This is a genomic window from Ruegeria atlantica (genome assembly GCF_001458195.1).
Classification (GTDB): domain Bacteria; phylum Pseudomonadota; class Alphaproteobacteria; order Rhodobacterales; family Rhodobacteraceae; genus Ruegeria; species Ruegeria atlantica.
The window spans coordinates 37,064-60,016 of record NZ_CYPU01000065.1 but is presented as its reverse complement, the minus strand read 5'-3'; the positions used below and the strand labels follow the sequence as shown (position 1 = coordinate 60,016).

Here is a 22,953-nt window from a genome sequence, read left to right as displayed (position 1 = left end):
AATCCAACAATTCCGCACATGGCTGGCAGATCTCCTTGTGTGTTTCACTGTGATTCGACGGTATCAACAAAACTGGGGGACATCAATAATAGTAGGAAAGTTTTTTTCCTAAGAGGCAATGGGCGCGATCTCTGATTTCACGCCCATTGCCAGCTCCTAAAGCTGGATCAGTATCGTTCCAGCTGTGCCTTCACCTTCTCTTCGTCGCCGGTGTGGCGGGCCTTCTCAAGGTGTTCACCTTCCCGGATGAACTGGATGCGATGCCAGCCAATCCAGAAGACCACACCAATGATGACCATCAGAACTTCGTAACCTTGGAAGGGGTAGATCGGACCGACCTCGGCAAGATCGACAGCCCAGCTTGTGTATCCATTCGTAGACATGTCTTTCTCCTTTACTTTGCTGCCGCGCCAGCACGGGCAGCCAATTCCTGTTTGTCAGCTTCAATGATCGCTGCCTTGGCATCTTCGTAGGCATGGTGCTCGGCGTAATCGAGGCCCTGCAGTTCAACCTCTTCCGGGATGCGAAGCACACCTGCGGCTGCCTGCATCTTGGCCAGAGCCCAGCCGGGTAGAAAGCCAAGAACAAAGAACATGATGACCGCGCCGGTGATTTGACCGATCGGGTTGATTGTTGCGTATCCTTCGTACGGCGAAGATGGCACACCCCAGAGGACAAAGCCTGAAATCACCAGGCCAACAACCCCGGCATAACCGTGTACAGCAACGGCGCCCACCGCATCATCCAGCTTGAACCTGCGTTCAACCCAGTAATGCAGCTTGTACACGATCACGACGCCGATCGCGGCAATGATCATTGCCTGAATCGGATGATACAAGTCGTTACCCGCCGAAGCAGTGATAATTCCGGCAAGCCCGCCCGAGAATGTCCAGAACGCATCACCTTTCGAGATCACATAAGCCGCCATCAGACCGCCAGACAGCGACATCAGGAAGTTGAAGGTGATCGCCGACAGGGTCGTCGGAGCCAGATAGATATTGGTAGCTGTCCAAGTTACGCCAGTGATCTGCCCATCGATCCCTTCCGGTGAAATCACAGGCACGTTGCACGCGGCATAGAAGCCCCAGAAGCCAGTGTAGATCAGGAAGATGCCGATCGTCAGTAGCCACGGATTGTGCGGAGGAATGTCCCTCGGTGTACCGTCCTTGGCGAACTTGCCTAGGCGCGGGCCCAGAACCATGATTACACCCAATGCATAACCGCCTGCAATTGCGTGAATTACACCGGAAGCGTATGCATCATGGTAGCCGAGAATTCGAACCATCCAGCCACCGTAGTGCCAGCCCCATGCAGCGTCGATGATCCACCAGACCGATCCGATCATGACCGCATGAACCCAGAGCGCCGAAGACCTGATCCGTTCGATCACGGAACCCGAAACGATCGAGGCTGCCGTCCAAGAGAACAGCAGGAATGCTGCCCAGAAAACGCCGGTGATTCTGTCACTAACATTGGTTGCCATCGTGTCGGCCCAAGGCAGATTCGCTGCGCCCGCTTCTGCATCCAGACCGCCCCAGAACGGAAAGTTCGGAAAAGCCCAATAGATCCACCATCCAAAGAAGAAGAACGTGACCGTCACCAGTGGGATGATCATGATGTTTTTCATCAATGTGTGCATATGGTTACGGGCACGGCTGGCGCCGACTTCGTACATGCAAAAACCCACATGGATGAGGAACATGAAAACGATCGTTACCCAGTAGTAGAACTCGGTAAAGATCGTCGTGAGAGCATTTAGATTGCCATCCACTTCGTAGTCTCCCTGTTGTTGCAGCAGGAGGTCTCTCTGCGGAGTTTTCCTGCTGGGAAATTTTATCTACTCAGGGGACAATCTCGTGGGGCACCTGTCAATAGATATGTGGGGCAAACATCTTTAACGGTGGTGTCGCATACTCAATTTGAAGGGTCGAATACTGCCTCTTAGCTATGAAAATAAGGGGTTTTCTTTAACTCTGAGCCCCCGCCTAAGGGTTCAGAATTTGAAGGCAAATATTCCCAACAGGAAAATAATCTGCACAGAGGTGTTGATTTTCAATCTGACATCGGCCTCAATATGGGCAACAAAAAGCAATCAACGGGAGAGCTGAACCATGGCCATTCTTTGGAGGACGTCCGCCCTTGCGCAGCGCCATGCCGAGATCGGCGGCGAACTTGAGGACTGGAACGGTATGGGAACCGCATGGTTCTATGACCACAGCCCGGAGCGCGCCAAAGCTGATTATGAGGCAATCCGCACCAAGGCGGGCCTCATGGATGTTTCCGGCCTGAAAAAGGTTCACGTGGTCGGCAAAGATGCCGCCTATGTCATTGATCGGGTCACCACGCGGAACGTGGAAAAGATCATGCCGGGTCGTTCGACCTATGCCTCGATCCTGAATGCCGAAGGTAAATTCGTTGACGATTGCATCATCTATCGCTTGTCGGTGAACACATGGCTTGTGGTGCACGGCACCGGCACGGGCATGGAGCAGCTGACGTCGGTGGCGGCGGGTAAAAACTGCGCGGTCATTTTTGACGACGACATGCACGACATGTCGCTTCAAGGACCAGTGGCCGTTGATTTCCTGGCCAAGCACATTCCTGGTATTCGCGATCTGGCCTATTTCGGCATCATGCAGACCAAACTCTATGGCTGCCCGGTGATGATTTCGCGGACCGGCTATACTGGTGAGCGCGGATACGAAATTTTCTGTCAGGCCAAGCACGCGGTACACCTGTGGGACAACATTCTGGCGGAAGGCAAGGATATGGGGATCGTCCCGGTCCAGTTCTCGACCCTCGATCTGCTGCGCACCGAAAGCTACTTGCTGTTTTATCCGGGCGACAATTCGGAAACCTACCCGTTCGACGGCGAAGCCTGCGGCGATACGCTTTGGGAGCTGGGTCTGGAATTCACCGTTTCACCCGGGAAAACCGGCTTTATCGGGGCCGAAAACCACTATGCCGCGCAAGGCAAAGAACGGTTCAAAATCTACGGTGTCAAGCTTGACGGCACGACCCCTGCGGATGAGGGTGCGGACCTGCTGCAAAACGGCGAAGAGGTCGGAGTTGTCACCTTTGGCATGTATTCCGAAGTCAACGGGCACAACGTAGGTATCGCACGAATGCCGGTCGCCTGTGCCTCACCCGGCACCAAGCTGACAGTGCGCAACGGTGATGGGACAGAAATAGCGGCGACTGCGGAAGAAATGCCGTTCTACGATCAGGACAAATCTATCCGAACCGCAAAGGGCTGAGTTTCAGGGGGCGCAACGGACACACCGTGGCGCCCTTTTCCTATTTGAGGGCACAATGTCAAAGTTCGAATTTCCCAAGTCAATCGCAAGCCGCCCGGTCTGGGGCACGCTAGAGGTCCGCCCAGGCGAACACCATCTCATGATCGCTGAGGCCGAAGGGGCCGAAGCCATTCTTGACATCGCAACACCCGACCTGATGGCCAAAACCCATCTGATCTACATTCCAAAGGGAACGGATTACGTTGAGCGACTGCAGGCACTGAAGCCTGCGCAATTCTACGAAGGTCCATCCTATGAAGCCTCACTGCAGCGCATTCGCCGCGTTTTGGAAGACGCGCATATGGGATTGCAGGTCTATCTGACCGGCTCTGAAAGCATGATGGGTCAGGCCATGAATGAAGTGATGGCAGTTGGGCTGCCGCACACGGCAATTCAGACCGAACATCGCGGATCGGTCGCGCGCCGTATGCAATGCGTACACTGCAAGGGCATCACCGAAGATGTCGAGGTTGATCCCTTTGTCTGCGCGCATTGCGGACTGAATCTGTTCGTGCGCGATCATTATTCCCGCCGTCTTGCCGCCTATCAGGGCGTCCGCGTGGATGCCGAAGATCATGGTAACGTGCCCGAGCCGAAGGGGATTTACGAATGAGTGGCGCCGAGAAAATCCAGGCCAAAGTGACCGAAATCACCCCCTTGAACGAGTTGGTGACGCGGTTCCGGTTCGAACGTATTGACGGAGGCCAGTTGCCGACCTTTTCGGGCGGGGCCCATACGGTCGTCGAAATGCAGGATGGTGGCATCACGCGGCTCAACCCATATTCGCTGATGTCGGACCCGTTTGATCAGTCATCCTACACCATTTCGGTTCGGCGTGATGATGAGGGCAGGGGTGGTTCGCTGTTCATGCACCGCCAGGTCAAGCTGGGCGACGAGATGACCATAAGTTATCCGGTCAACCTGTTCTCGCTCGATTTGCGCGCCCGCAAGCACCTGTTTCTGGCCGGTGGCATCGGGATCACCCCGTTTCTGGCGCAGATCAAACAACTTGAACTGCTGCATGGGCATTGGGAGCTGCATTATGCCTGCCGCAATCACGCGCTGGCATCTTATGCGGACCAACTGACCGACCGGCATCCCAATGAGACGCATCTGTATTACGACGACCAGAACCAGCAGATTGATCTGGAGAACCTGTTGAGCGGGCAACCTCTGGGCACGCATGTCTATGTCTGCGGCCCCAAGGGCATGATCGACTGGGTGCGCAACACGGCCGCTGCTGAAGGCTGGCCCGAAGATTGCGTGCATTACGAAGAGTTTCTGGCGCCTCAACCCGGTAAACCGTTCGAAGTGCGTTTGGCAGCGTCAGACAAAGTCGTTCATGTGGGCGAGAACGAAAGCCTGCTGGAAGCTATCGAGCGCGAAGGCGTGGATGCGCCCTATCTGTGTCGTGGCGGAGCCTGCGGTCAGTGCGAAACCGTGGTCCTGGACCACGACGGCAACTTTGTTCACCGCGATCACTGGCTGACCGACGAAGAAAAAGCATCGGGCAAGAAAATCATGCCCTGCGTGTCGCGTTTCGAGGGCAAGTCCCTCGTGCTGGACCGCTGAGAGGAGGCCATCATGACCATTCAATTCAACGACGAGTCCTTCCGCGACGACTATACGTTCCACAACTCGGACTGGGCGATCAAACGCTTTCCGTTCCCATTCCACGAAGACAGCTACATGTATTCGGTCAACATGGAACAACATCGCGGCGGGCCAGAGGGATCAGTCTATGAGATGCGGTTCGATGTGGACGAGCATTATGTCTCGGAAATGAAAGACCGCGCAATGGTTCTGGATCAGGACCCGCTGCGCTGTCAGTCTCTTCCTCATATGACGTTGGCTGGCTGGGACTTGCTGGAACTGATCATGGTCAGCAAGTCCGAGGATTACCCGGAGCTGTTCGAGTTGCATCGCAACGGCAATCAGTGGCGCTGGATCAACAAGCCATTGGGCATCGATCACAGCTTTACCTTCATGGATGAAACCACGCTGCCTTATGGGCCGATGGAATACATTACGCGACAGGCTCAGGGCGATTTCGCCGTGCTGGATCAGCGTGATGAGATGCTGTGGATGGACGCCGGCATGGTGACAACACAAGCCGATTGGAGCCTGGATTTCGACATCGGCATGAACTTTTTCGAATGGCACGCGCCGGTTCCGAAGGCCCATGAAATGGGTATTTTCCAGCGCGCGCTGAAGTTCTTGCTGAATATCCAGCAGGGCGCCCCTGCGCGGCGTCTCAACTGGACCATGACGGTGAATCCTTTGCTGGATACAAGTCCGGAAAACTATCACAAATGGGGTATTCAAAAGACCACGCTGACGCCTGAAAACATCGCCCACAAGCAGCATCTGCGGGTCGAGTTGCAGACGTTCTTCCGTCTGCCGCGCTCCAATGCGCTGGTGTTCCCGATCCGCTGCTATCTGTGCAGTTTTCAGGATCTGATGACTGTTCCCAAATGGGGGCGCCGTCTGCACCGGGTTATTCGGGACCTGCCTGAAGAGCTGGCAACTTATAAGGGGTTCATCGACAACCGTCCGATGATGCTGGACTATCTCAGCCAGTTTGACGACGGGTTACCCACATCGCCGGGGATTTGGCCGGACTTGGAAACGGAACCGCCTTTGTCGAAGTGAGCATTGTGAAGTGCTCTTGCTCAAATGACTGATCCGGTCTTCACGCCTTGGCTAATTCCGAGCGATGACTTTGCATTATATGACGCGCTTGCGCTGCTTCGTGCGTCATTTCAATTCATGGATGCCCGGATCGACCCTCCGTCTTCTATCCATAGGCTGACGGTGGAAGGGATGCGGGAGCACTGTAAGGATGGTGGTGAAATCTGGGCCATCGGCCGACCGCTGCTCGCATGTATGTTTCTGACGCCCAAACCAGACTGCCTGTACTTGGGGAAGCTTGCAGTTCAGGAAGAATTGCGGGGGCAAGGTATCTGCCGCACGTTGGTGGATCATGCTGCAAGCCGTGCAACTGAGCTTGGTCTGCCTGCGCTGGAACTGGAAACGCGCGTGGAACTTACTGAAAACCATCGCGTTTTTTCAAGGCTTGGGTTCACGATCCTGAATACGGGAAGCCATGAAGGCTATAACAGACCCACGGATTTCCTGTTACGCAAGCCGATTAGTTTGTCTGCGGATAGCTGATCACTGATATGTAGCGGGCCGGCAGATTAACCAACCGTTCCGGGCCATGGGGTGAATCCGCATCAAAGAACAGGGTGTCACCCGGTTTCAGTGGGTAAATCTGGTCCCCATGGCGGTAATCCACTTCACCTTCCAGCATGTAAATCGTCTCGATGCCACCATGTTGGAATGTTGGAAACACATCGGATTTAGCAGTCAGGGTGATCAGATAGGGTTCCACGATTACGCCTGATCCGTTGGCGCCTATGTGCCCCAAAAGATTATATTGATGGTTGGCGCGTGTTCCTTCACGCTCCAGCTCGACACCTTCACCTGCTTTTGTATGAACCGCCTCCCGGCGTTCTTCGAACTGTCTGAAAAAACTTGTCAAAGGAACCGACAGTGCATCCGCCAGTGACTGCAAGGTCGTCAAGGACGGTGACGTATTTCCATTTTCGATCTTGGACAGCATGCCGATCGACAACCCGGTTAGCTGGGCAAGCTCCGCGACGGTTATTTCCTGCTGCTTGCGAAAGGCGCGAACCTCGCGGCCGATGGCAACTTCAAGAACTTTTTCTCTGTTACCCGAACGAACGGAATGTGGGTCCTGAGTCAGATTTGCCGCCATTTCTTTATCGCGTTTTTTCAATTTCACTCTTTCAATGTCTTGCTACACTTGTCCAAACTGGTTCTGCAAGCAGGAGCAGCGGAAAACCCAATCCATTCGGAGCATCATAGCATCAAAGTTTTCCTGATAGTAAAATAATCATGCTGCCAGAAAAAAGGCCAGAGATCAGAATTCCACTGTTTGTCGGCTTTCCGATAGCGAGCATGATATCCTTGATCGAACCTCTGCGTGCCGCTACGTTCGCGCCGGGCAAGAGTCGTTTTACTGATCTCTTGAACTCGATATCTGCGGTTTTTTGTCAGATCCAGACTCAGGACCGAGTATAACGAATGGTCTTAGGTTTATGGTACAAGTAGCATAATCTGTATGTCCGCCACATTGGTTCCGGTCGCCCCGGTTTGCAGGAGATCACCTGCTAATGACAACGCGGAATTACTGTCATTGTTGGACAGTAAAGCCACTGGATCCTTCCCGGCATTACGTATCCGACAGACAGTGCCAGCATCTACTATGGCTCCCGCCGCTGTGGTTGGTCCATCCCGGCCATCCGTGCCACCGCTGAGAAAAACCCAGTTGCCCGGTATTTTCTGTTCCTGAGTCAAATAGGCGAGACGCAATGCCATTTCCTGATTTCGACCGCCCCACCCTGAGCCACGCAGTCGGACAGTTGTCTCACCGCCAAACAGCAGGGCTTTCGGACGATCCACGGTCACGGATCGGGTCGCATGCAAAATTTGTTCTGCGGCATCGTCCACATTGCAGGTCAACGCATCTGAGACGATCTCGGCGTCGAATGATCGAGACGCGCAGCCGTGTGCAGCCTGCAGGCTTATCCGATTAGATCCGATCAGGTGGTTGGTGGCTTGAGCACTAAGCCTCTGATCAGGAATACTGTGTTCCAGATACGTGCGGACTGCTTTGGGCAACTCATGCCATAGGCCGTTTTCGATGCAAGTTCTGCGCGCATCTGCATGGCTGCCGATAGGGGAAACGGTCGGGCCACTGGCAACAGCCCGCAGGTCATCCCTGATTACATCCGAAAGAATGTAAGCCGAGACCGGCGCAGGAGCCGAATGTTTCAGAAACCCGCCGCCCTTAAGTTGGCTGAGTTGCTGGCGTATCAGATTTATCTGAGTGATACCCAACCCCGAGGATAGAAGCACTTCGTTAACCCGTATCTTGTCCGATAGGGTCAGGCCGCTGACGGGGGCGGGGATAAGTGCTGATCCCCCGCCCGAGATTAGCGCAATGACCTGATCATGTTCACATGCTTCGCTGAGCAAAGACACAATCTGTCGCCCGGCTTTCAACCCACGCTCATCGGGGATGGGATGCCCGCTTGTTAAGACAGTCGCGCCGGATACATCCGTCTGGTTTTCAGCATGCGTTACAGCCAAAGCTACATGCGGGCCTTCAACGTGTCGCAACGCCTCTGACAGCATTTTGGGCGCAGCCTTCCCGACCGCAATCAGGACGCTGCGCCCGCCACTTGCAGGTGTTGGCAGTGGAGCGACGCATAACTTGCGGCGCAGGGCAGTAGCTGGGTCCGCCGCCGACACTGCCTCGGCAAAGATAGCCGAAGCAGTGGTGCGAAGCGTTGTCGTTGAATGGCCCGGCACTACAGGTTCACGCAGCTGCGATTTGACTAGCCTTTTCGACCAGTACTTCGGCCTGACGGATCGAGGCATAGTCGATCAGGCGACCATCCAGAGACACAGCGCCTTTGCCAGCCGATTCAGCCTCGGACATGGCAACGAGTATGCGCTGTGCTTTGGTGACTTCGGCATCTGATGGCGACATGACCTCATTGGCCAGGACAATCTGGCTGGGGTGGATAGCCCATTTTCCTTCACATCCCAGTACGGCCGCGCGTTTCGCTGCCGCGCGATACCCGTCTGGATCCTGAAAGTCACCGAAGGGCCCGTCGATCGGGCGCAGGCCGTTGGCTCGGGCGGCGACAACCATGCGGGCTAGCGCATAGTGCCACATATCGCCCCAATGCGTCATGCGTCCGCCATCTGCATCCGCATCGGTCAGAACGGAATAGTCGGGGTTTACACCGCCGATGATGGTGGTCCGGGCACGGGTTGAAGCCGCATAATCGGCGACCCCGAAATGCAGGCTTTCGTTGCGTTTGGATGCGGCCGCAATCTCGCTGACGTTCTGCATGCCAAGCGCGGTTTCGATGATGTGTTCGAATCCGATCCGTTTCTTGTAACCTTTGGCGTCCTCGATCTGCGTCACCAGCATGTCGACTGCATATACGTCAGCTGCGGTTCCAACCTTGGGGACCATGATCAGGTCCAGGCGATCACCGGCCTGTTCGACCACATCCACCACATCGCGGTACATGTAGTGCGTGTCCAGTCCGTTGATCCGCACCGACATGGTCTTGTTGTCCCAGTCGATATCGTTCAGCGCTTCGATGATGTTCTTGCGCGCCTGTTCCTTTTCGTCCGGTGCAACAGCGTCTTCCAGATCAAGGAAGATAACGTCCACATCCGATTTCGCTGCCTTTTCGAACATTCCGGGCTGGCTGCCCGGAACGGCCAGCTCGCTGCGGTTCAGGCGTGCGGGGGCTTGGTCGATGTTGTGAAAGCTCATGGTTTTGGGATCCTTCGTCTTACAGGTTTGGATAGATCGGGAATTTAGCGCAAAGCTCTGCAACCTCGGCTTTGACCTTGGCTTCAACCGCGCCATTGCCGTATTCGCCATTGGCGGCCAGACCATCGACCACTTCGATGATCCAGTCTGCGATCTGGCGGAATTCGATCTCGCCAAAGCCGCGGGTGGTGCCGGCGGGGGAGCCCAGACGGATGCCCGACGTAATGGTCGGTTTTTCCGGGTCAAACGGCACGCCGTTCTTGTTGCAGGTGATGTGCGCCCGGCCCAGAGCCTTGTCGACAATGTTGCCGGTTACGCCTTTGGGTCGCAGATCGACCAGCACCACATGGGTGTCGGTGCCGTGGGTCACCGTGTCCAGACCACCCTTGATCAGCTGGTCTGACAGCGCCTGTGCGTTCACCACAACCTGCTTGATGTAATCCTTGAACGCAGGCTGCAGCGCCTCTCCAAAGGCGACTGCCTTGGCTGCGATCACATGCATCAGCGGGCCGCCCTGAATGCCGGGGAAGATGGCTGAATTCACTTTCTTAGCGATATCTTCATCATTGGTCAGGATCATGCCGCCACGCGGACCGCGCAGGGTTTTGTGCGTGGTGGTGGTTGCCACATGCGCATACGGGAAGGGGCTGGGGTGCTCACCCGCTGCCACCAGACCGGCGAAGTGCGCCATGTCCACGTGCAGGTAGGCGCCGACCATGTCGGCGATCTCGCGCATGCGGGCAAAGTCGATCTGTCGCGGAATGGCCGAGCCTCCGGCGATGATCAGCTTGGGTTGGTGTTCTTTTGCCAGCGCCTCGACCTGATCATAGTCCAGCATGTTGTCTTCTTTGCGGACGCCATACTGCACCGCATTGAACCACTTGCCCGACTGGTTGGGACGGGCGCCGTGGGTCAGGTGACCGCCTGCGTCCAGGCTCATGCCCAGAATGGTATCGCCGGGCTGGATCAGTGCCTGGAACACGCCCTGGTTGGCCTGAGAGCCAGAGTTCGGCTGCACGTTGGCAAAGCCGCAGCCAAACAGCTCTTTGGCGCGGTCGATGGCCAGGTTCTCGGCGATGTCCACGTACTGGCAGCCGCCATAGTAGCGACGACCGGGATAGCCTTCGGCGTATTTGTTGGTCATCACCGAGCCTTGTGCTTCCATCACGGCGGCAGAGACGATGTTTTCGGATGCGATCAACTCGATCTCGTCGCGCTGACGACCCAGCTCGGATGTGATCGAGCCGAACAGCTCGGGATCACGGTCAGACAGGGACTGGGTGAAAAATCCGTGCGTACGGTGAGGGGCGTTCAATTTGTAATCTCCTGAAGTTGTCAACCGGTCCAGCCAAGGCCGGCGGAAATGGCGTTCATGGATTGCAGCAGAGCGACCGGAACCGTTCCGGCCTGCTGTTCACTGCGGGTCTGGCGTAGTAGGTCGACTTGCAGAGTGTGAATGCGGGCAAGTTCATCTCGCTTGCGTTCGACGCGCTCACACAGTCGTGGGAAACGCTGTCCAATGATTTGCCCGCCGTTCAAAAACTTCACAGCGTCGCAAGCTTTGCAGTATTCCGAGGTGACTGCCTGAAGAATGCGTTGGCGTGTGTTGGCGTCGCAGACCAGTTCGCTGTATTTCGCCGCGATTGTCATATCGGTCTGGTACAGAGACTTTTCCATTTCATCGACCGCAAGGCGGAACAATCGGGACTGCCGAAACATATCTCGGAGCACTTCATCACCTCGTGCGCCGCGGAACTTTCTAAAATTGACCATAGCAGCGCCGAACCCGTACCAGCCAGTAATCAGGTGGCGGTTTTGCGACCACGCAAACACCCATGGAATTGCACGCAGATCATCAAGGCTGGCTGCGCCGAACCGACGGGCGGGGCGCGATCCGATTTTTAGGCGGGCTAGTTCTTCAACCGGGCTGGCCTGTTGGAAATACTCAAGAAACCCCGGCGTTTGCAGCAGCGAGACATAGGCCATCTGAGAAAGCTCGGACAACGCATCCTGCGCGTCATCGAATTCCGGGCGGTCCGGCGTTTTGGTGTGACTAGCCGTGTGGCGTAGTGTGCTGGACAAAAGCAATTCCAGATGCGCCGCGGCTGTCCCGCGGTTGGCATATTTGGCAGAAACTACTTCGCCCTGTTCCGTTACACGTAACAGTCCGGCAATTGTGCCACTGGGCTGCGCGGCTATTGCCCGGCCTGTGGGGGCACCACCCCGGCTGACAGAACCACCACGTCCGTGAAAAAACGCGGCACTAAATCCCTGCGACGCAAGTGCTGTAACGATCCGGCGCTGCGCACGGTCCAGTTCCCAGGTTGAACAGAAATATCCACCATCTTTGCCGCTGTCGGAATATCCCAACATCACCTCGATCACATTGCCACCTGACTTAAGGCTACGGCGGGCAAGCGGAACATCCAGAACATCCAGCAGAATGGCTGAGGCGTTGCGCAGATCACCGATCGTCTCGAACAGCGGCACCACAGAAATATCCAGTGTCTCTGATCCGAACCCGGCATAGCGGGCGAGAAGATAGACACCCAGGATGTCGTCTGCCGAACGTGTCATCGACAAAATGAATGGTCCGACAGCTTTGGGATCCGGCCCTATTCGAACAGCGTACATAAGGGCTAGTAAGGCTAGTAATTCCTGCGCCTGATCACTCAACCCGTCACGCTGAGGATACTGCAGGTTCTGGTCTGCCAACTCGGTGCGCAGACGGGTCGACCATTCGGGTGTTCCGTATTTGGGCGCAGGTTCGAATGCAGACCAGATTTCTGCCAGAACGCTGGTCGTGACCGTCGAATTCTGCCGTATGTCCAAGGTTGTGGTACGCAACCCGAAAACGGTTGCCGCCCGGCGAAGAGGTCGGATATGCCGCCTTGTCAGAATTTCGGCGTTTACTGCACAAAGCGCCTCATCAAGCGCGTCGAGATCACACTCGAACTGCGAGATATGCTGATAACCGGCACTTGTCAGTCTTTGGCGGATGGCATTCAGGGCCTGCCGAAATGGTTCGTTCGGGTTGCGGTCATTCTTGGGTGCGCGGTTGATGATTGCCCGCAACCGTTCACCGTGAGGTTCGGGCTGTGGTAGGATCAGGGCGCTTATGCTCAGTTTTTGCGCGGCTTTATCAAGAGCTTGACAGTAGAGATCAATCGCTGTCTCGCGCCCACGCTGCAGAGCCAGTTTGGTCATCTCAGAGGTTACATTTGGGTTGCCATCCCGGTCTCCGCCAACCCAGCTATGAAATCGGACATTGGGCGTCGCATTCAAAGTCTGACCCAAAACCTGCAAACAGGCGTGATCGAACCGATCGATGACCTGTGGCACAGCATCGAAGATTGCGTCGCGGAAAAACTGCAAACCCCATTCGATCTCGTCACGTAAACTGGGACGTGACAAGCGTAATTCTCCGGTCATCCATAGTAGGTCGATCTCGCCTTCCAGATCATTCAACAATGTTGAACGTTCAATTGGCGTCCAGCGCTGAGATTCGAGGCTGACCAGGATACGATAAATCCGGCGGTGAATTTCAAGAACGGTGACGCGTTTGGCTTCGGTCGGATGCGCCGTTAGCGTTGGGCCAGTCATTAAACTACCTGCCAACTTTTCGGTTTCCCCAACACTCAGATTAAGGTCCGACAACACTTCGGCAAATCCACCTTCAACCGCTTGGGCACCTTTTTGGGTTTCGATTTGTCGACGATTCCGCACATCTGCGTTTTCGTCGATGATGCGCAAAAGCTGAAACCAGATCGACAGGGCCTGCAAATACGGGATTGCGGCCTGGCCAGTTGGAATGGGGGGCAGCGGCTTGGCTTCGGCCCAAGAAGCGACATGTGGCGCCCTTTTCAAAAGGATGTTTCGCCATAGCGCGCGCAATTCAGTCCGAAGACCGTCCGCGTACGCGGACGGTGGAAGCGACGGCTGGGTATCCTGAGCCAACGCTTGCATCAGATCACTTTGTCTCTTGGATTTTTGCCATTGAAGAAATCATTGAGGTTTTCAATGACGCGGAACCCTATAGCTTCGCGTGCTTCTTTAGTCGCGCTTCCGAGATGCGGCAGCATGACGAGGTTGTCACATTGCTGCAGGTCCGAGCTAATGCGGGGCTCGCCGTCAAATACATCCAGCGCCGCGCCGCCAATTGTGTCGAACATCAGGGCCTGGATCAGGGCGTGTTCGTCGATGACCTCGCCGCGCGCGGTGTTGATCAGGAAGGCGTCGGGTTTCATCAAGTCGAGTCTTCGACCGTTGATCAGGTGCCGGTTTGCGGCCCCTCCGGGGCAGTGCAGCGAGACGAAGTCGCATTGCGGCAACAGCTCATCGACAGTATCCACCTGAGTGGCATTGCACTTGGCTAAAACGTCGGGCGCCACCTGGCTGCGATTGTAAATAACGACATCCATACCAAAGCCATGATGAGCGCGGCGGGCCATTTCCTGCCCGATGCGGCCATAGCCGATGATGCCCAGGGTCTTACCGCTGACCTTGGTGCCGACCAGATGCGTGGGCCGCCAACCGGTCCAGTTTCCGGCGCGCAGCTCGCGTTCGCCTTCGCCTGCGCGGCGCGCTACCATCAGCAATAAGGTCATTGCGATATCGGCGGTACATTCAGACAGAACGTCAGGCGTGTTTGTTACGGTCATGCCAAGTTCGCGGGCTGATGGCTCGCAAATGTGGCTATACCCGACCCCGTAATTGGCCAGAATTTTGGTCTGTGCTGTGGGGACGTCCAGCGCCTCGGCGCTGAGCGTATCGGTAACGGTGGGCAGCACCGCGTCATAGTGTTTCAGGGCGTCGCGGATTTCAGCCGGGGACATCGGAGTATCCCCGGTATTGAGTACGGTGTTGTAGTCTTCGGCCAGTCGCGCCTCGACGGCGGCGGGCCAGCGACGGGTGACAAGGACTGAAGGTTTGGTCATCACGCGGCCTTTCCCATGACGCGGGCAATGGTTTCGCCAATCACCGCCGGGTTTTCAGCAACGGTCACCCCCGCCGCCGACAAGATTTCAACTTTCTCCGAGGCACTTTCGCCAAAGGCCGAGATGATCGCACCAGCATGACCCATAGTCCGACCTTTGGGCGCGGTCAGACCTGCAACATAGGCGACGACGGGCTTGGTTATGTTGTCGCGGATGTATTCTGCGGCCTCGGCTTCCTGCGGGCCGCCGATCTCGCCGATCATGGCAATGACTTCGGTATCCTTGTCCTGTTCGAACCGCTCAAGGATATCGCGGAACGAAGACCCGTTGATCGGGTCGCCACCGATCCCGACACTGGTTGAGACTCCGATGCCGTGTTCTTTCAGCTGGGCTGCGGCCTCATAGCCGAGCGTGCCGGATCGACCGATGATGCCGACATTGCCGGGTAGGTAGATATGGCCTGGCATGATCCCCAGCAGAGCCTTCCCGGGGCTGATGGTGCCCGCGCAGTTGGGTCCGGTCAGCACCATGCGCTTGTCTTTGGGATAGCGGTACATGTACCGCTTGACCCGGATCATGTCCTGCGCCGGGATACCGTCGGTGATACAGACGCAATAGCGGATACCCGCATCTGCGGCCTCCATGATGGAATCGGCGGCAAATGGTGGCGGCACGAAAACAAGGCTGGCATCGGCACCGGTGGCCTCGACAGCTTGTTTTACGGTGTCAAAGACCGGCACGCCCTCGACGGTCTCGCCGCCCTTACCGGGGACAACTCCGCCGACGACATTAGTGCCGTAGTCCAGCATGTCTTTGGTATGGAACCGTGCCATCCGTCCGGTAATGCCCTGAACGATAACACGGCTCTCGCGGTCCAGAAGAATGCTCATTAGACAGCCCTCATCTTGGTGTTTTGGGTCAGATCGTTTTGCCACGCGCCAACAGCGCGTTCGGCGGCTTCCATCAGGGTGGTGGCGCGGATGATCGGCAATCCGGATTTGGCTAAGATTTTCTGGCCTTCCGCGACATTGGTGCCGGCAAGGCGCACGATGACAGGGATTTCAAGCTCAAGTTCGCGTAGCGCCTGAACGACGCCCTCTGCGACCCAGTCACAGCGATTGATCCCGGCGAATATGTTCACCAACACCGCCTGCACATTCTTGTCTGACAGGACCAGACGAAAGGCCTTGGCCACACGTTCGGGCGAAGCTCCACCGCCGATGTCCAGAAAGTTCGCAGGTTCCCCCCCTGCCAGCTTGATCGTATCCATCGTGGCCATGGCCAAACCGGCGCCGTTCACGATACAGCCGATATTGCCGTCAAGACCGACATAAGACAGGCCGCGATCCGCAGCGCGGCTTTCGCGCGGGTCTTCCTGGCTTTTGTCGCGTAACTCTGAGATCTGCGGATGCCGGAACAAGGCGTTGTCGTCAAAGCTCATCTTGGCATCCAGCGCCAGAACCCGATCGTCACCGGTGATGACCAGCGGGTTGATCTCGACCATGGTGGCGTCCAGATTGCTGAAGGCGGCGTAGCAGCCCTGTAGCGTGCGTACCATTTGCTGCACCAATTTAGCCTCAAAACCCAGTTGAAATGCGATTTCGCGCGCCTGGAATTCCTGCAGACCCACGGCCGGTTCGACGATCGATCGCACGATGCTGTCGGGGCGTTCGGCCGAGATATCTTCGATCTCCATGCCGCCTTCCGACGAGGCCACGATCATCACCCGCTGGCTGGAGCGATCCAGCACGAAGCCCAGATAAATCTCGCGATCAATCGGCACGGCGGATTCAACGTAGACACGGTAGATGCCCTTGCCTTCGGGACCGGTTTGATGCGTAACCAACCTGCGTCCGAACATCTCGTCGCAGGCTTCATGGATTTCGTTCTCGGTGTTGCACAGTTTGACACCACCGGCTTTTCCACGGCCTCCGGCATGGACTTGAGCCTTCACGATCCAACGATCGCCCCCCAGCTCGCGCGCCCGATATGCCGCTTGTTCGGGACTGTAGGCCAGCGCACCCGAAGGCACGGCGACACCAAAATTCGAAAGAACCTCTTTCGCCTGATATTCGTGAATATCCATCTGCAATCTTCCTCCCGTTCATGCAGTGCGGTCAGGCCGCGATCGACGTGCCGTAGCGGCTTTCCAGCAGCGCTTCGATGGCTTCAAAATCCACTGTGCCGCCCAGTTCGCGGATCGCCTCGCCAAACAGTTTTACGATGCGGCTGATCGACTGATGGTTCAGTTGGTTCAGGATGCCGATGCGCACCTGTACCGGGGCGCTGAGTGTCGGCCAGATGCCAAAGCCACGCGCGCGGCAGTTCTGTACCAATTCCATTTCGCGGCCAGCCAGTTCTGTGGGCAGGTTCAGCACTACGAGGCTTGGCATGTCCGAAGTGACATCGCAGCCCATCGCGGTGACGGCGTCACGCAGGACGGCCTCATGCGTTTTGTAGGAATGCGCGCGTTTAGCTAGCCCTTCCTGCAAGGTCAGACGCAGAGATTCATGGAACGCGGCGACGGCATAGCCCGAATGGGTCCGGTGATAGGTGCCTTTCTCAACATCCTGACCGTCGACAATGCCCCAATGGCGGGCCTCGAAAATCGGGTTGTGGACGTAAGAGTAAGCACCGGTTGTCTTCAGCGCCTCGATAAAGGCGTCGGTAAAGCTGACAGGCGCATAGGTCAGGGGCAGGCAGCATAGGCCTTTTTGCGGGCACGAAGCCCAGCCTGCGATGCCGGGGAAATCGTCGATACGAAAGTCTGCAACACCCAGCGAAGACACAGCATCAATCAGACCCATGGTGCCATGATTTTCGCACGCATCCGAGAATCCCTGTACATCGTTGACACGGCCGGAACCGGTTTCCCAATGTGCCATGAAAGCCCATTTCGGCTTGTGTTCGGCCAATGCGACCTCGACCATCTCACCGGTCACGGGCTGGCCATGCGGAATTTCGATCACGGTGACGCTGGCCGCAATGGGATCAAGTGGATTGGCGGCATGTTCTTCAGCTGTGGCTGCCTTAATCCGTAGGGTCAGCGCGTCAATGCCGGAAAAGGTGCCATTGGTGAACGCAACCACCTTGTCGCCAGGCATAACGGCCGAGAACATAGTGTCCAGCGCGCTCCAACCGGTGCCAGCAACCGCGAAGGTATAGGTATTGTCGGTGCCCCAGATTTTGCGCAGCATGAGCTTGCATTCGATCATGCCGCGCAGGACGTCACCCTGCATGTGATCCGCAACACCCGCATTTACAAAGGCATGCAGAACGCGGGCATCGGTATTGCCTGGTCCGGGTCCCGCAGCCAGTGTTTCCGGGATTTCGAGCGTCGGGTAGATTTGAAACGTCATTGGCGATCCTCCTCGGCGACGGGGTCCGTAATGCGCCCCGTCTGTCGCGTTACCGAAAAGAAAAGCCGATCCTTGCGTCAGGGCGCAACGTAACTTACTACTGCTTTAGGGTAGCTATATGGGTGGGAAAAAACCTACCCATTTTGGCAAATATACCGATGTATACCGAAAACTTCCCTACCCAACATGGTAGTTCTTGGGTAAATTAGGTGGAAAATCAATGCTCGACACAACGCTCCCTCCGATCGACATTATGCTCGCCAACAACAATTCTCTCGTCCTCTCGGCGATGTCCGAAATCTTTGAGAGAGACAAACGATTCTCGTTGGTGGCGACATCTGCAACTGCCGAAGGTTTCCTTGGGGCAGTCATGCGTGTGCCGGTAAAGGTCTGCGTGGTGTCCTGGGAGCTGCCAGCTTTGGGTGCAGCCAAACTGATCGAAGTGCTGCGCGAACAGGAAAATGCACCGCGTTTTGTGGTCTATGGTGATGAGGCAGGTGATGTCCCACGGCTGGCCATGCAAGCAGGCGCCGCAGGGTTTGCACCTCGTTCCGGTGAGGTTGAAGGCCTGCTGGAGACATGCGTTGATGTTGCCAAAGGTAAGATGGTTTTCCCATTCATCGATGTACGCACGGTGCAACATAGTCCCCTTCAGACCTTGTCGCGCAAAGAGCGGGTTATCCTTGAGGCACTGTCGAAGGGAATGTCCAACCGGGAACTGTCAAAAGAGTTACAGATTTCCACCAATACCGTGAAATTTCACCTCTCGAACATCTATGAAAAACTGTCAGTTAGAAACAGGGCGCAAGCCATCGCTTTTTATTATTCAGCAAAATCTGCGTCAGATTAGGTTTGTAAGTGTTGTTTCGCAATGAATTGTGAGAATCTGAGTTGGGCTACCGAACTAGCCGTTTGCTTCCGGGGTTTGATAGTGGATCGTTTTGTTGGTGTGAAAAGCGTCACGATTCCGTTGCAAAGTTTTCGCGGCAATTGTAAGTACCTCCATCGGGCAGCCGACAAAGCTGGAAACACCATTGATTTCATATTGTTTGAGCGCAGAAACTGCCCAGCACCAACTGGGTTCCTTGTGAAATCGCTGTCTTGTAAAGGAATTCCACACAAAATCCTCATTGATAGAAGTGGAGTCACCGCGGCGGGCATTCAAGAAGCAAATTAAATCCTTGTTCGGTTTGGCTGCCAATCCAAAATTCGAGCAATCAGACCCGTATATTTGAACAACATGATTGAACAAGATCATCGGTTCATCCAGCGACGCATCCGGTACATGTGCGGGCTCAAATCGTTCAGATCCGCCTCGGTTACCCTGGACAGCATCGAAATCGCCAACATGATCCGGAAGCGGCAATTTCACAGCACTGCAACGTCTGGATTCCGGAATTTTGCCGAGATTGCAAGATAGGTGCCGAAAATGAGACAACACTTTCACCCACAATCAATCTTGGCCACACAAGGGGGGCCTGATCAATATCCTTTGTATCAATTATTAAAGCTCGGGCTGCGCTAACGTCTCTTCGTCGGCTGGTGTTTGCTGATGTGACACGAGCTTCCAATTACCGGCATCGTTTAAGTATGTTGATGCACACACAGCATGAAAAATCGGAGCATTAGGTCGTTCGGCTGACACCTGATAAGCGAGAACAGCAATCTCACCTTTTTGATTGAAATGGCGGTCGCTCATTAGAACCGTCCGCCATCCTGCCTTGCCTTGCGCGCCAGCCGTGCCGCGTTGTATTTTCGCTGGGTACGGGAAGATCATCACGGCATCTTCAGATATTTCTGAATGTGCGGAATCGAAACCGTTTAACCACAGCCGCTCTTCTGTTGCCCAAAGTTGGTCTTCAGTGGTCATTTCCCTCTCCTTTATTGCGTTTTCTCAATAGAACATGGCGCTTTTTGAAATCTGTTTCTGAATTGACCCCAAGAAACTGGAAACAAGAATAATTTCTTTCATAGGTTAGGCGTTCTGCACCTAGCCGTCACCTCAATTGGTGTTCTGGGCGCTATCGGGTCAAATTTCCAGGGCCTGCGAACCTTTAACGCCACTTCAGTTGATCTAAGCGAGGAGGCGAAGCCGGCTTCGTTCTGACATAACCGAGTGTTGAAAGCGTTCGGTTTTCCATTCCTTGGTGCAATCCTATTCAACCAGCAGGAACCCCAAAAATAAAAACCGCTCCGGAAACAATACTTAGGGCCAAAAAGGCAGCGGCTTTTTTCTCGTCACCCTTACGCTTACGTGCAGCTTCAAATGCGACCAGGCATTGAAGGGCATAAAACAAGGCAAAGGCACGGCTTGCCAAGGCAATCACCTGGTCAACATCAGTCGACCACAGAATGCCGATTCCAACCAGCGCAATTAAACCATAGGCGTGGCTGGGGTTTACGCGATCATGAGTGATCTCGCCGATCAGGCCGGCATCCCCAATACTGTCTGCAACAGATGCGCTAAATTGGCTGGCTGTCGCAGCTATTGTCAAAGAAATCGGCAGTATGCCCGCGACCATAGCCGAGACAGATATAACAGCAGCAACACCCTCTCCCTGAGACAGATCTATCAGCAGCGGCGAAAGGAGTATGAAGAAGACAATGTAAACAACCCCGGAGAGCAACTGCGCATTCCACATCGCCTTAATTCTGGTCTGCGCATCAAATTCCTCGCCCATGAACCTTGTCGTTTCAAATCCCTGCACAACAATCAGCAACCCGAGAAGAACAGGAAGTGACTTAAGCTCGAATTTGCCAGCAGCTGACAGAAAGTCGCCCGGCCCGACGATCTTCCCGAACGCAAAAACCGCAAGAGCCGCAAGAAAACCAGCTATCACTGATAGATTTAAAGCTGTCGCATAGCGTTCAACGCGGGCAACTTTTTGCGCTCCACCGCTCCAACCTAATAGCCCAATTACTACCAATAGACTTATCGCGATGGGTTTTGCCAACTCTGGCCGGTCAATATTTGCGCCCTGTAGGACAAAGTGCCCGAGAAGGGCAAGGTAATAGGAAACGGAAATGAAGTAGGCAAATGCGAGAACAATATGACTGAGTTGCTCAATCGAATGCAGAACATGATCCTTGTCAGCTGCCAATTGTGGTTCGACAACTCTGATGTTGTAGCGAATTGTCCATCCAATCAGCATTGCCACGAGAATTAACAGCGCCATCGCAAGCGCAGCAAAGCCCCCGAACTCCCGGGCAAGCAGAGGGGCGGAAACCAGAAAACCACTCCCGATGATTGAGGCGAGTGGGGTAACTGTGGCGCGCCAAATCGCGGTTTGTGAAAACGGAGCGAACAGTAATCCTAAAAGAACAACTGCTCCAATGGCCACAAAGGTAATTGTCGGTATCAAATCAACAGACCTATCCGGTTCGGGCGTGTTCTTCGCCTCTTGAGGAACCCTAGCAGAGTTAACTGCTTCTAACTGTGTTTCTGCTTTTTCCTATAATTAATCCAAGCATTGCTTTTTCAGCCGTTGTTGAGAAAAAACCCGACAGGCGCTGTTGCGCGTGTTGGCATCCTTAGAGATGCCACTCTCGGACGTGCAACGGGTGACCGGTTTGGCGAAGCAGCACCGCAGCATTACCGAATTCGATGAAGGACCGCTTTGGGCCGCCCCCATCGAAGTTAACTTATGCTGCGGTCGATCAACAAGCATTTCTAACTTCATAATGGCGGGCCTCAGGTGAAAATGACATATAAAAGTAATTTTAGGAGGCTTTTTGCGAATACACTGAGAATGTTGTTCAGTGCTATTTCGTCTGTATCTACCCGACGAACGTCGAGGTAATTTGTTCTCATTCTATACACATTTTGTAGATTACGCAGACGACGGTGGCCGCATCGAACTCCGTGTACATTCGAATTTGCCTTATGGTCGCCTAAACAAAGGCTACCGACGATCCGAAGGAAAACCGCTTCCATTTCGGACAAATGTCGGCGAGCATGTCTTTTTGGGGAACGAGGTGGTGCAGGGGCAATACGACTCAAACTTGCTGAGGTCTAATTTACGGAGCGCTTGGAACCGAAACTTATGACTAGCGGCGGTTACGGAATGTACAGCAGGTTCCAAGAAAAGAATCTAAATGCATCACCCGGGCGCGCTCCAAAAGGGCGCGTATGAAATACTGGAAAGAAACCACTTCAGACGCTGCGCTTTCGAGCAGAGTCCAAACAACGATTAGAACATTGAGCTGCATGGGTTCTGTTGCAAATTTTGGCGTTGGTCAGAGCTAGGTCTCTGATTGGGTGCAATTGTTCCGCGAGTTCAGCGAATTGACCGAAACCTTGTCAAAAATCCGACCTGACCTGTGCGGATCATGTTAGCTAGTTCAATGCCCGCGAGTGTCACCGCTGCTGAGATGAAGCCTTTGATATCGAGCATCGGTCTCGTGCGCCGCTTGATGAATCGATAATCCTGCACGAAGATGTTGTAGAGGTACTTCGATCTGACGGTGTCGATTTTGACACGTATCTGCAACCGTTTAAAATTTTGTTCATTTCCTTGATCCCGGCAGTGTTGCTATGATTTATGTCAATTGTAATACGCGTTGGGTTGCCGTTGCGACATAGCACATTGGCGAAGAATTCCTTGGCCGCGGCGGTGCCTTGCTTCGCTGACAGAATGAAGTCAAAGGTTTGACCTTCACGGTCCACAGCGCACTACAAATAGACCCATTCACCGCGAACCTTCAGATAAGCCTCGCCCATGCGGCAAGATCGAGCAACCTTGATATTCCTTTTCTGCGTCATCTGAGCGACCTGAAGCGAGTATTTTAAGTCCAATCGGTTCAGCGTCGCGTGATCAACCTCCACCCCACGTTCCGCCATGATCTATTCTAGGTCGCAGTACAAGACGCCGTAGCGAACGCAGAAACAAACTTCGTATCAGAGCCAAAACACTGGGAAACGCGATTTCGTCAACTTCGGCTTGTAGTGTGCAAAACAACCAGCGTTAAGATGGCGA

The 22,953-nt window shown here is 54.9% G+C and carries 19 protein-coding genes and 2 pseudogenes; 7 read left to right on the top strand and 14 right to left on the bottom strand.

Going from position 1 to position 22,953, the window contains the following annotated elements; translation table 11 throughout:
• Positions 1 to 167: 167 nt before the first annotated feature.
• Both RUA4292_RS16840 and RUA4292_RS16835 read right to left on the bottom strand, forming a co-directional pair.
• Positions 168 to 383, bottom strand: a complete 216-nt coding sequence (locus RUA4292_RS16840) for a hypothetical protein (protein ID WP_058278650.1) — start codon at positions 381 to 383, stop codon at positions 168 to 170.
• A gap of 11 nt (positions 384 to 394) precedes the next feature.
• A complete protein-coding gene (locus RUA4292_RS16835) occupies positions 395 to 1,771 on the bottom strand; it encodes an ammonium transporter (RefSeq protein WP_058278649.1) in 1,377 nt (458 codons plus the stop codon).
• Between the two features lie 340 nt (positions 1,772 to 2,111).
• Here RUA4292_RS16835 and RUA4292_RS16830 point away from each other — a divergent pair, with 340 nt between their 5' ends.
• From RUA4292_RS16830 to RUA4292_RS16810, 5 genes are read left to right on the top strand one after another with little or no spacing between them, the layout of a single operon-like run.
• The gene (locus RUA4292_RS16830; protein WP_058278648.1) at positions 2,112 to 3,257 is read left to right on the top strand and encodes an aminomethyl transferase family protein; all 1,146 of its coding nucleotides are present in this window, start codon (positions 2,112 to 2,114) and stop codon (positions 3,255 to 3,257) included.
• Positions 3,258 to 3,312: 55 nt separating this feature from the next.
• Positions 3,313 to 3,909 (top strand): dimethylamine monooxygenase subunit DmmA family protein, encoded by a 597-nt coding sequence (locus tag RUA4292_RS16825; protein ID WP_058278647.1) that lies wholly within the window; start codon positions 3,313 to 3,315, stop codon positions 3,907 to 3,909.
• Entirely contained in the window at positions 3,906 to 4,868 is a 963-nt protein-coding gene (locus RUA4292_RS16820) for a PDR/VanB family oxidoreductase (protein ID WP_058278646.1), read from the top strand. Before RUA4292_RS16825 ends, RUA4292_RS16820 begins: the two co-directional genes overlap by 4 nt.
• A gap of 12 nt (positions 4,869 to 4,880) precedes the next feature.
• Positions 4,881 to 5,948, top strand: a complete 1,068-nt coding sequence (locus RUA4292_RS16815; RefSeq protein ID WP_058278645.1) for a heme-dependent oxidative N-demethylase family protein — start codon at positions 4,881 to 4,883, stop codon at positions 5,946 to 5,948.
• Between the two features lie 24 nt (positions 5,949 to 5,972).
• Positions 5,973 to 6,470 carry a GNAT family N-acetyltransferase gene (locus RUA4292_RS16810; RefSeq protein WP_058278644.1) on the top strand — a complete coding sequence of 166 codons (498 nt, stop codon included), beginning with the start codon at positions 5,973 to 5,975 and terminating at the stop codon, positions 6,468 to 6,470.
• Here RUA4292_RS16810 and RUA4292_RS16805 read toward each other — a convergent pair.
• From RUA4292_RS16805 to RUA4292_RS16760, 9 genes are all read right to left on the bottom strand, one after another.
• The gene (locus tag RUA4292_RS16805; RefSeq protein ID WP_058272918.1) at positions 6,448 to 7,077 is read right to left on the bottom strand and encodes a helix-turn-helix domain-containing protein; all 630 of its coding nucleotides are present in this window, start codon (positions 7,075 to 7,077) and stop codon (positions 6,448 to 6,450) included. The genes RUA4292_RS16810 and RUA4292_RS16805 overlap by 23 nt on opposite strands.
• A 341-nt stretch (positions 7,078 to 7,418) precedes the next feature.
• The gene (locus RUA4292_RS16795) at positions 7,419 to 8,696 is read right to left on the bottom strand and encodes a glycerate kinase type-2 family protein (RefSeq protein WP_058278642.1); all 1,278 of its coding nucleotides are present in this window, start codon (positions 8,694 to 8,696) and stop codon (positions 7,419 to 7,421) included.
• Positions 8,697 to 8,703: 7 nt separating this feature from the next.
• On the bottom strand, positions 8,704 to 9,681 hold the full coding sequence (locus tag RUA4292_RS16790) for an HpcH/HpaI aldolase/citrate lyase family protein (protein ID WP_058278641.1): 978 nt from the start codon (positions 9,679 to 9,681) through the stop codon (positions 8,704 to 8,706).
• Positions 9,682 to 9,700: 19 nt separating this feature from the next.
• Complete coding sequence (glyA, locus tag RUA4292_RS16785) at positions 9,701 to 10,996, bottom strand: serine hydroxymethyltransferase (protein ID WP_058278655.1); 1,296 nt, start codon at positions 10,994 to 10,996, stop codon at positions 9,701 to 9,703.
• 20 nt (positions 10,997 to 11,016) lie between these two features.
• The gene (locus RUA4292_RS16780) at positions 11,017 to 13,647 is read right to left on the bottom strand and encodes a phosphoenolpyruvate carboxylase (RefSeq protein WP_058278640.1); all 2,631 of its coding nucleotides are present in this window, start codon (positions 13,645 to 13,647) and stop codon (positions 11,017 to 11,019) included.
• Positions 13,647 to 14,618: a 2-hydroxyacid dehydrogenase gene (locus RUA4292_RS16775; RefSeq protein ID WP_058278639.1), complete on the bottom strand. Its 972-nt coding sequence runs from the start codon at positions 14,616 to 14,618 to the stop codon at positions 13,647 to 13,649. The genes RUA4292_RS16780 and RUA4292_RS16775 overlap by 1 nt, the downstream gene beginning before the upstream one ends.
• Positions 14,618 to 15,508, bottom strand: coding sequence for a succinate--CoA ligase subunit alpha (gene sucD / locus RUA4292_RS16770; RefSeq protein ID WP_058278638.1), 891 nt, complete (start codon positions 15,506 to 15,508; stop codon positions 14,618 to 14,620). Before sucD ends, RUA4292_RS16775 begins: the two co-directional genes overlap by 1 nt.
• The gene (locus RUA4292_RS16765) at positions 15,508 to 16,704 is read right to left on the bottom strand and encodes a malate--CoA ligase subunit beta (protein WP_058273745.1); all 1,197 of its coding nucleotides are present in this window, start codon (positions 16,702 to 16,704) and stop codon (positions 15,508 to 15,510) included. Before RUA4292_RS16765 ends, sucD begins: the two co-directional genes overlap by 1 nt.
• 31 nt (positions 16,705 to 16,735) lie before the next feature.
• Positions 16,736 to 17,977: a pyridoxal-phosphate-dependent aminotransferase family protein gene (locus RUA4292_RS16760; RefSeq protein ID WP_058278637.1), complete on the bottom strand. Its 1,242-nt coding sequence runs from the start codon at positions 17,975 to 17,977 to the stop codon at positions 16,736 to 16,738.
• Between the two features lie 220 nt (positions 17,978 to 18,197).
• On the opposite strand from RUA4292_RS16760, the gene RUA4292_RS16755 reads away from it, so the two are divergent.
• Positions 18,198 to 18,827 carry a response regulator transcription factor gene (locus tag RUA4292_RS16755; protein ID WP_058278636.1) on the top strand — a complete coding sequence of 210 codons (630 nt, stop codon included), beginning with the start codon at positions 18,198 to 18,200 and terminating at the stop codon, positions 18,825 to 18,827.
• 21 nt (positions 18,828 to 18,848) lie between these two features.
• A pseudogene (locus RUA4292_RS25380) lies at positions 18,849 to 19,397 on the top strand (DDE-type integrase/transposase/recombinase).
• 84 nt (positions 19,398 to 19,481) lie between these two features.
• On the opposite strand, the gene RUA4292_RS16745 reads toward RUA4292_RS25380, so the two are convergent.
• The 3 genes and pseudogenes from RUA4292_RS16745 to RUA4292_RS16735 all read right to left on the bottom strand — a co-directional run.
• Positions 19,482 to 19,847 (bottom strand): hypothetical protein, encoded by a 366-nt coding sequence (locus RUA4292_RS16745; RefSeq protein ID WP_058278634.1) that lies wholly within the window; start codon positions 19,845 to 19,847, stop codon positions 19,482 to 19,484.
• 289 nt (positions 19,848 to 20,136) lie between these two features.
• Positions 20,137 to 21,339 (bottom strand): Aq_097 family APC-type transporter, encoded by a 1,203-nt coding sequence (locus RUA4292_RS16740; protein ID WP_145975001.1) that lies wholly within the window; start codon positions 21,337 to 21,339, stop codon positions 20,137 to 20,139.
• A 915-nt stretch (positions 21,340 to 22,254) separates the two neighbouring features.
• Positions 22,255 to 22,874: pseudogene (locus RUA4292_RS16735) on the bottom strand (IS6 family transposase); the annotation flags it as partial.
• Positions 22,875 to 22,953: the final 79 nt, after the last annotated feature.

Excerpts from the sequence above, each read along its gene's own strand:
- RUA4292_RS16790 (WP_058278641.1), bottom strand. The coding sequence starts at position 9,681 with ATGAGCTTTCACAACATCGACCAAGCCCCCGCACGCCTGAACCGCAGC.
- RUA4292_RS16815 (WP_058278645.1), top strand. The coding sequence starts at position 4,881 with ATGACCATTCAATTCAACGACGAGTCCTTCCGCGACGACTATACGTTC.
- RUA4292_RS16765 (WP_058273745.1), bottom strand. The coding sequence starts at position 16,704 with ATGGATATTCACGAATATCAGGCGAAAGAGGTTCTTTCGAATTTTGGT.
- RUA4292_RS16830 (WP_058278648.1), top strand. The coding sequence starts at position 2,112 with ATGGCCATTCTTTGGAGGACGTCCGCCCTTGCGCAGCGCCATGCCGAG.
- RUA4292_RS16810 (WP_058278644.1), top strand. The coding sequence starts at position 5,973 with ATGACTGATCCGGTCTTCACGCCTTGGCTAATTCCGAGCGATGACTTT.
- RUA4292_RS16780 (WP_058278640.1), bottom strand. The coding sequence starts at position 13,647 with ATGCAAGCGTTGGCTCAGGATACCCAGCCGTCGCTTCCACCGTCCGCG.
- RUA4292_RS16775 (WP_058278639.1), bottom strand. The coding sequence starts at position 14,618 with ATGACCAAACCTTCAGTCCTTGTCACCCGTCGCTGGCCCGCCGCCGTC.
- RUA4292_RS16760 (WP_058278637.1), bottom strand. The coding sequence starts at position 17,977 with ATGACGTTTCAAATCTACCCGACGCTCGAAATCCCGGAAACACTGGCT.
- RUA4292_RS16805 (WP_058272918.1), bottom strand. The coding sequence starts at position 7,077 with ATGGCGGCAAATCTGACTCAGGACCCACATTCCGTTCGTTCGGGTAAC.
- sucD (WP_058278638.1), bottom strand. The coding sequence starts at position 15,508 with ATGAGCATTCTTCTGGACCGCGAGAGCCGTGTTATCGTTCAGGGCATT.
- RUA4292_RS16745 (WP_058278634.1), bottom strand. The coding sequence starts at position 19,847 with ATGACCACTGAAGACCAACTTTGGGCAACAGAAGAGCGGCTGTGGTTA.
- RUA4292_RS16755 (WP_058278636.1), top strand. The coding sequence starts at position 18,198 with ATGCTCGACACAACGCTCCCTCCGATCGACATTATGCTCGCCAACAAC.
- RUA4292_RS16840 (WP_058278650.1), bottom strand. The coding sequence starts at position 383 with ATGTCTACGAATGGATACACAAGCTGGGCTGTCGATCTTGCCGAGGTC.
- RUA4292_RS16820 (WP_058278646.1), top strand. The coding sequence starts at position 3,906 with ATGAGTGGCGCCGAGAAAATCCAGGCCAAAGTGACCGAAATCACCCCC.
- RUA4292_RS16825 (WP_058278647.1), top strand. The coding sequence starts at position 3,313 with ATGTCAAAGTTCGAATTTCCCAAGTCAATCGCAAGCCGCCCGGTCTGG.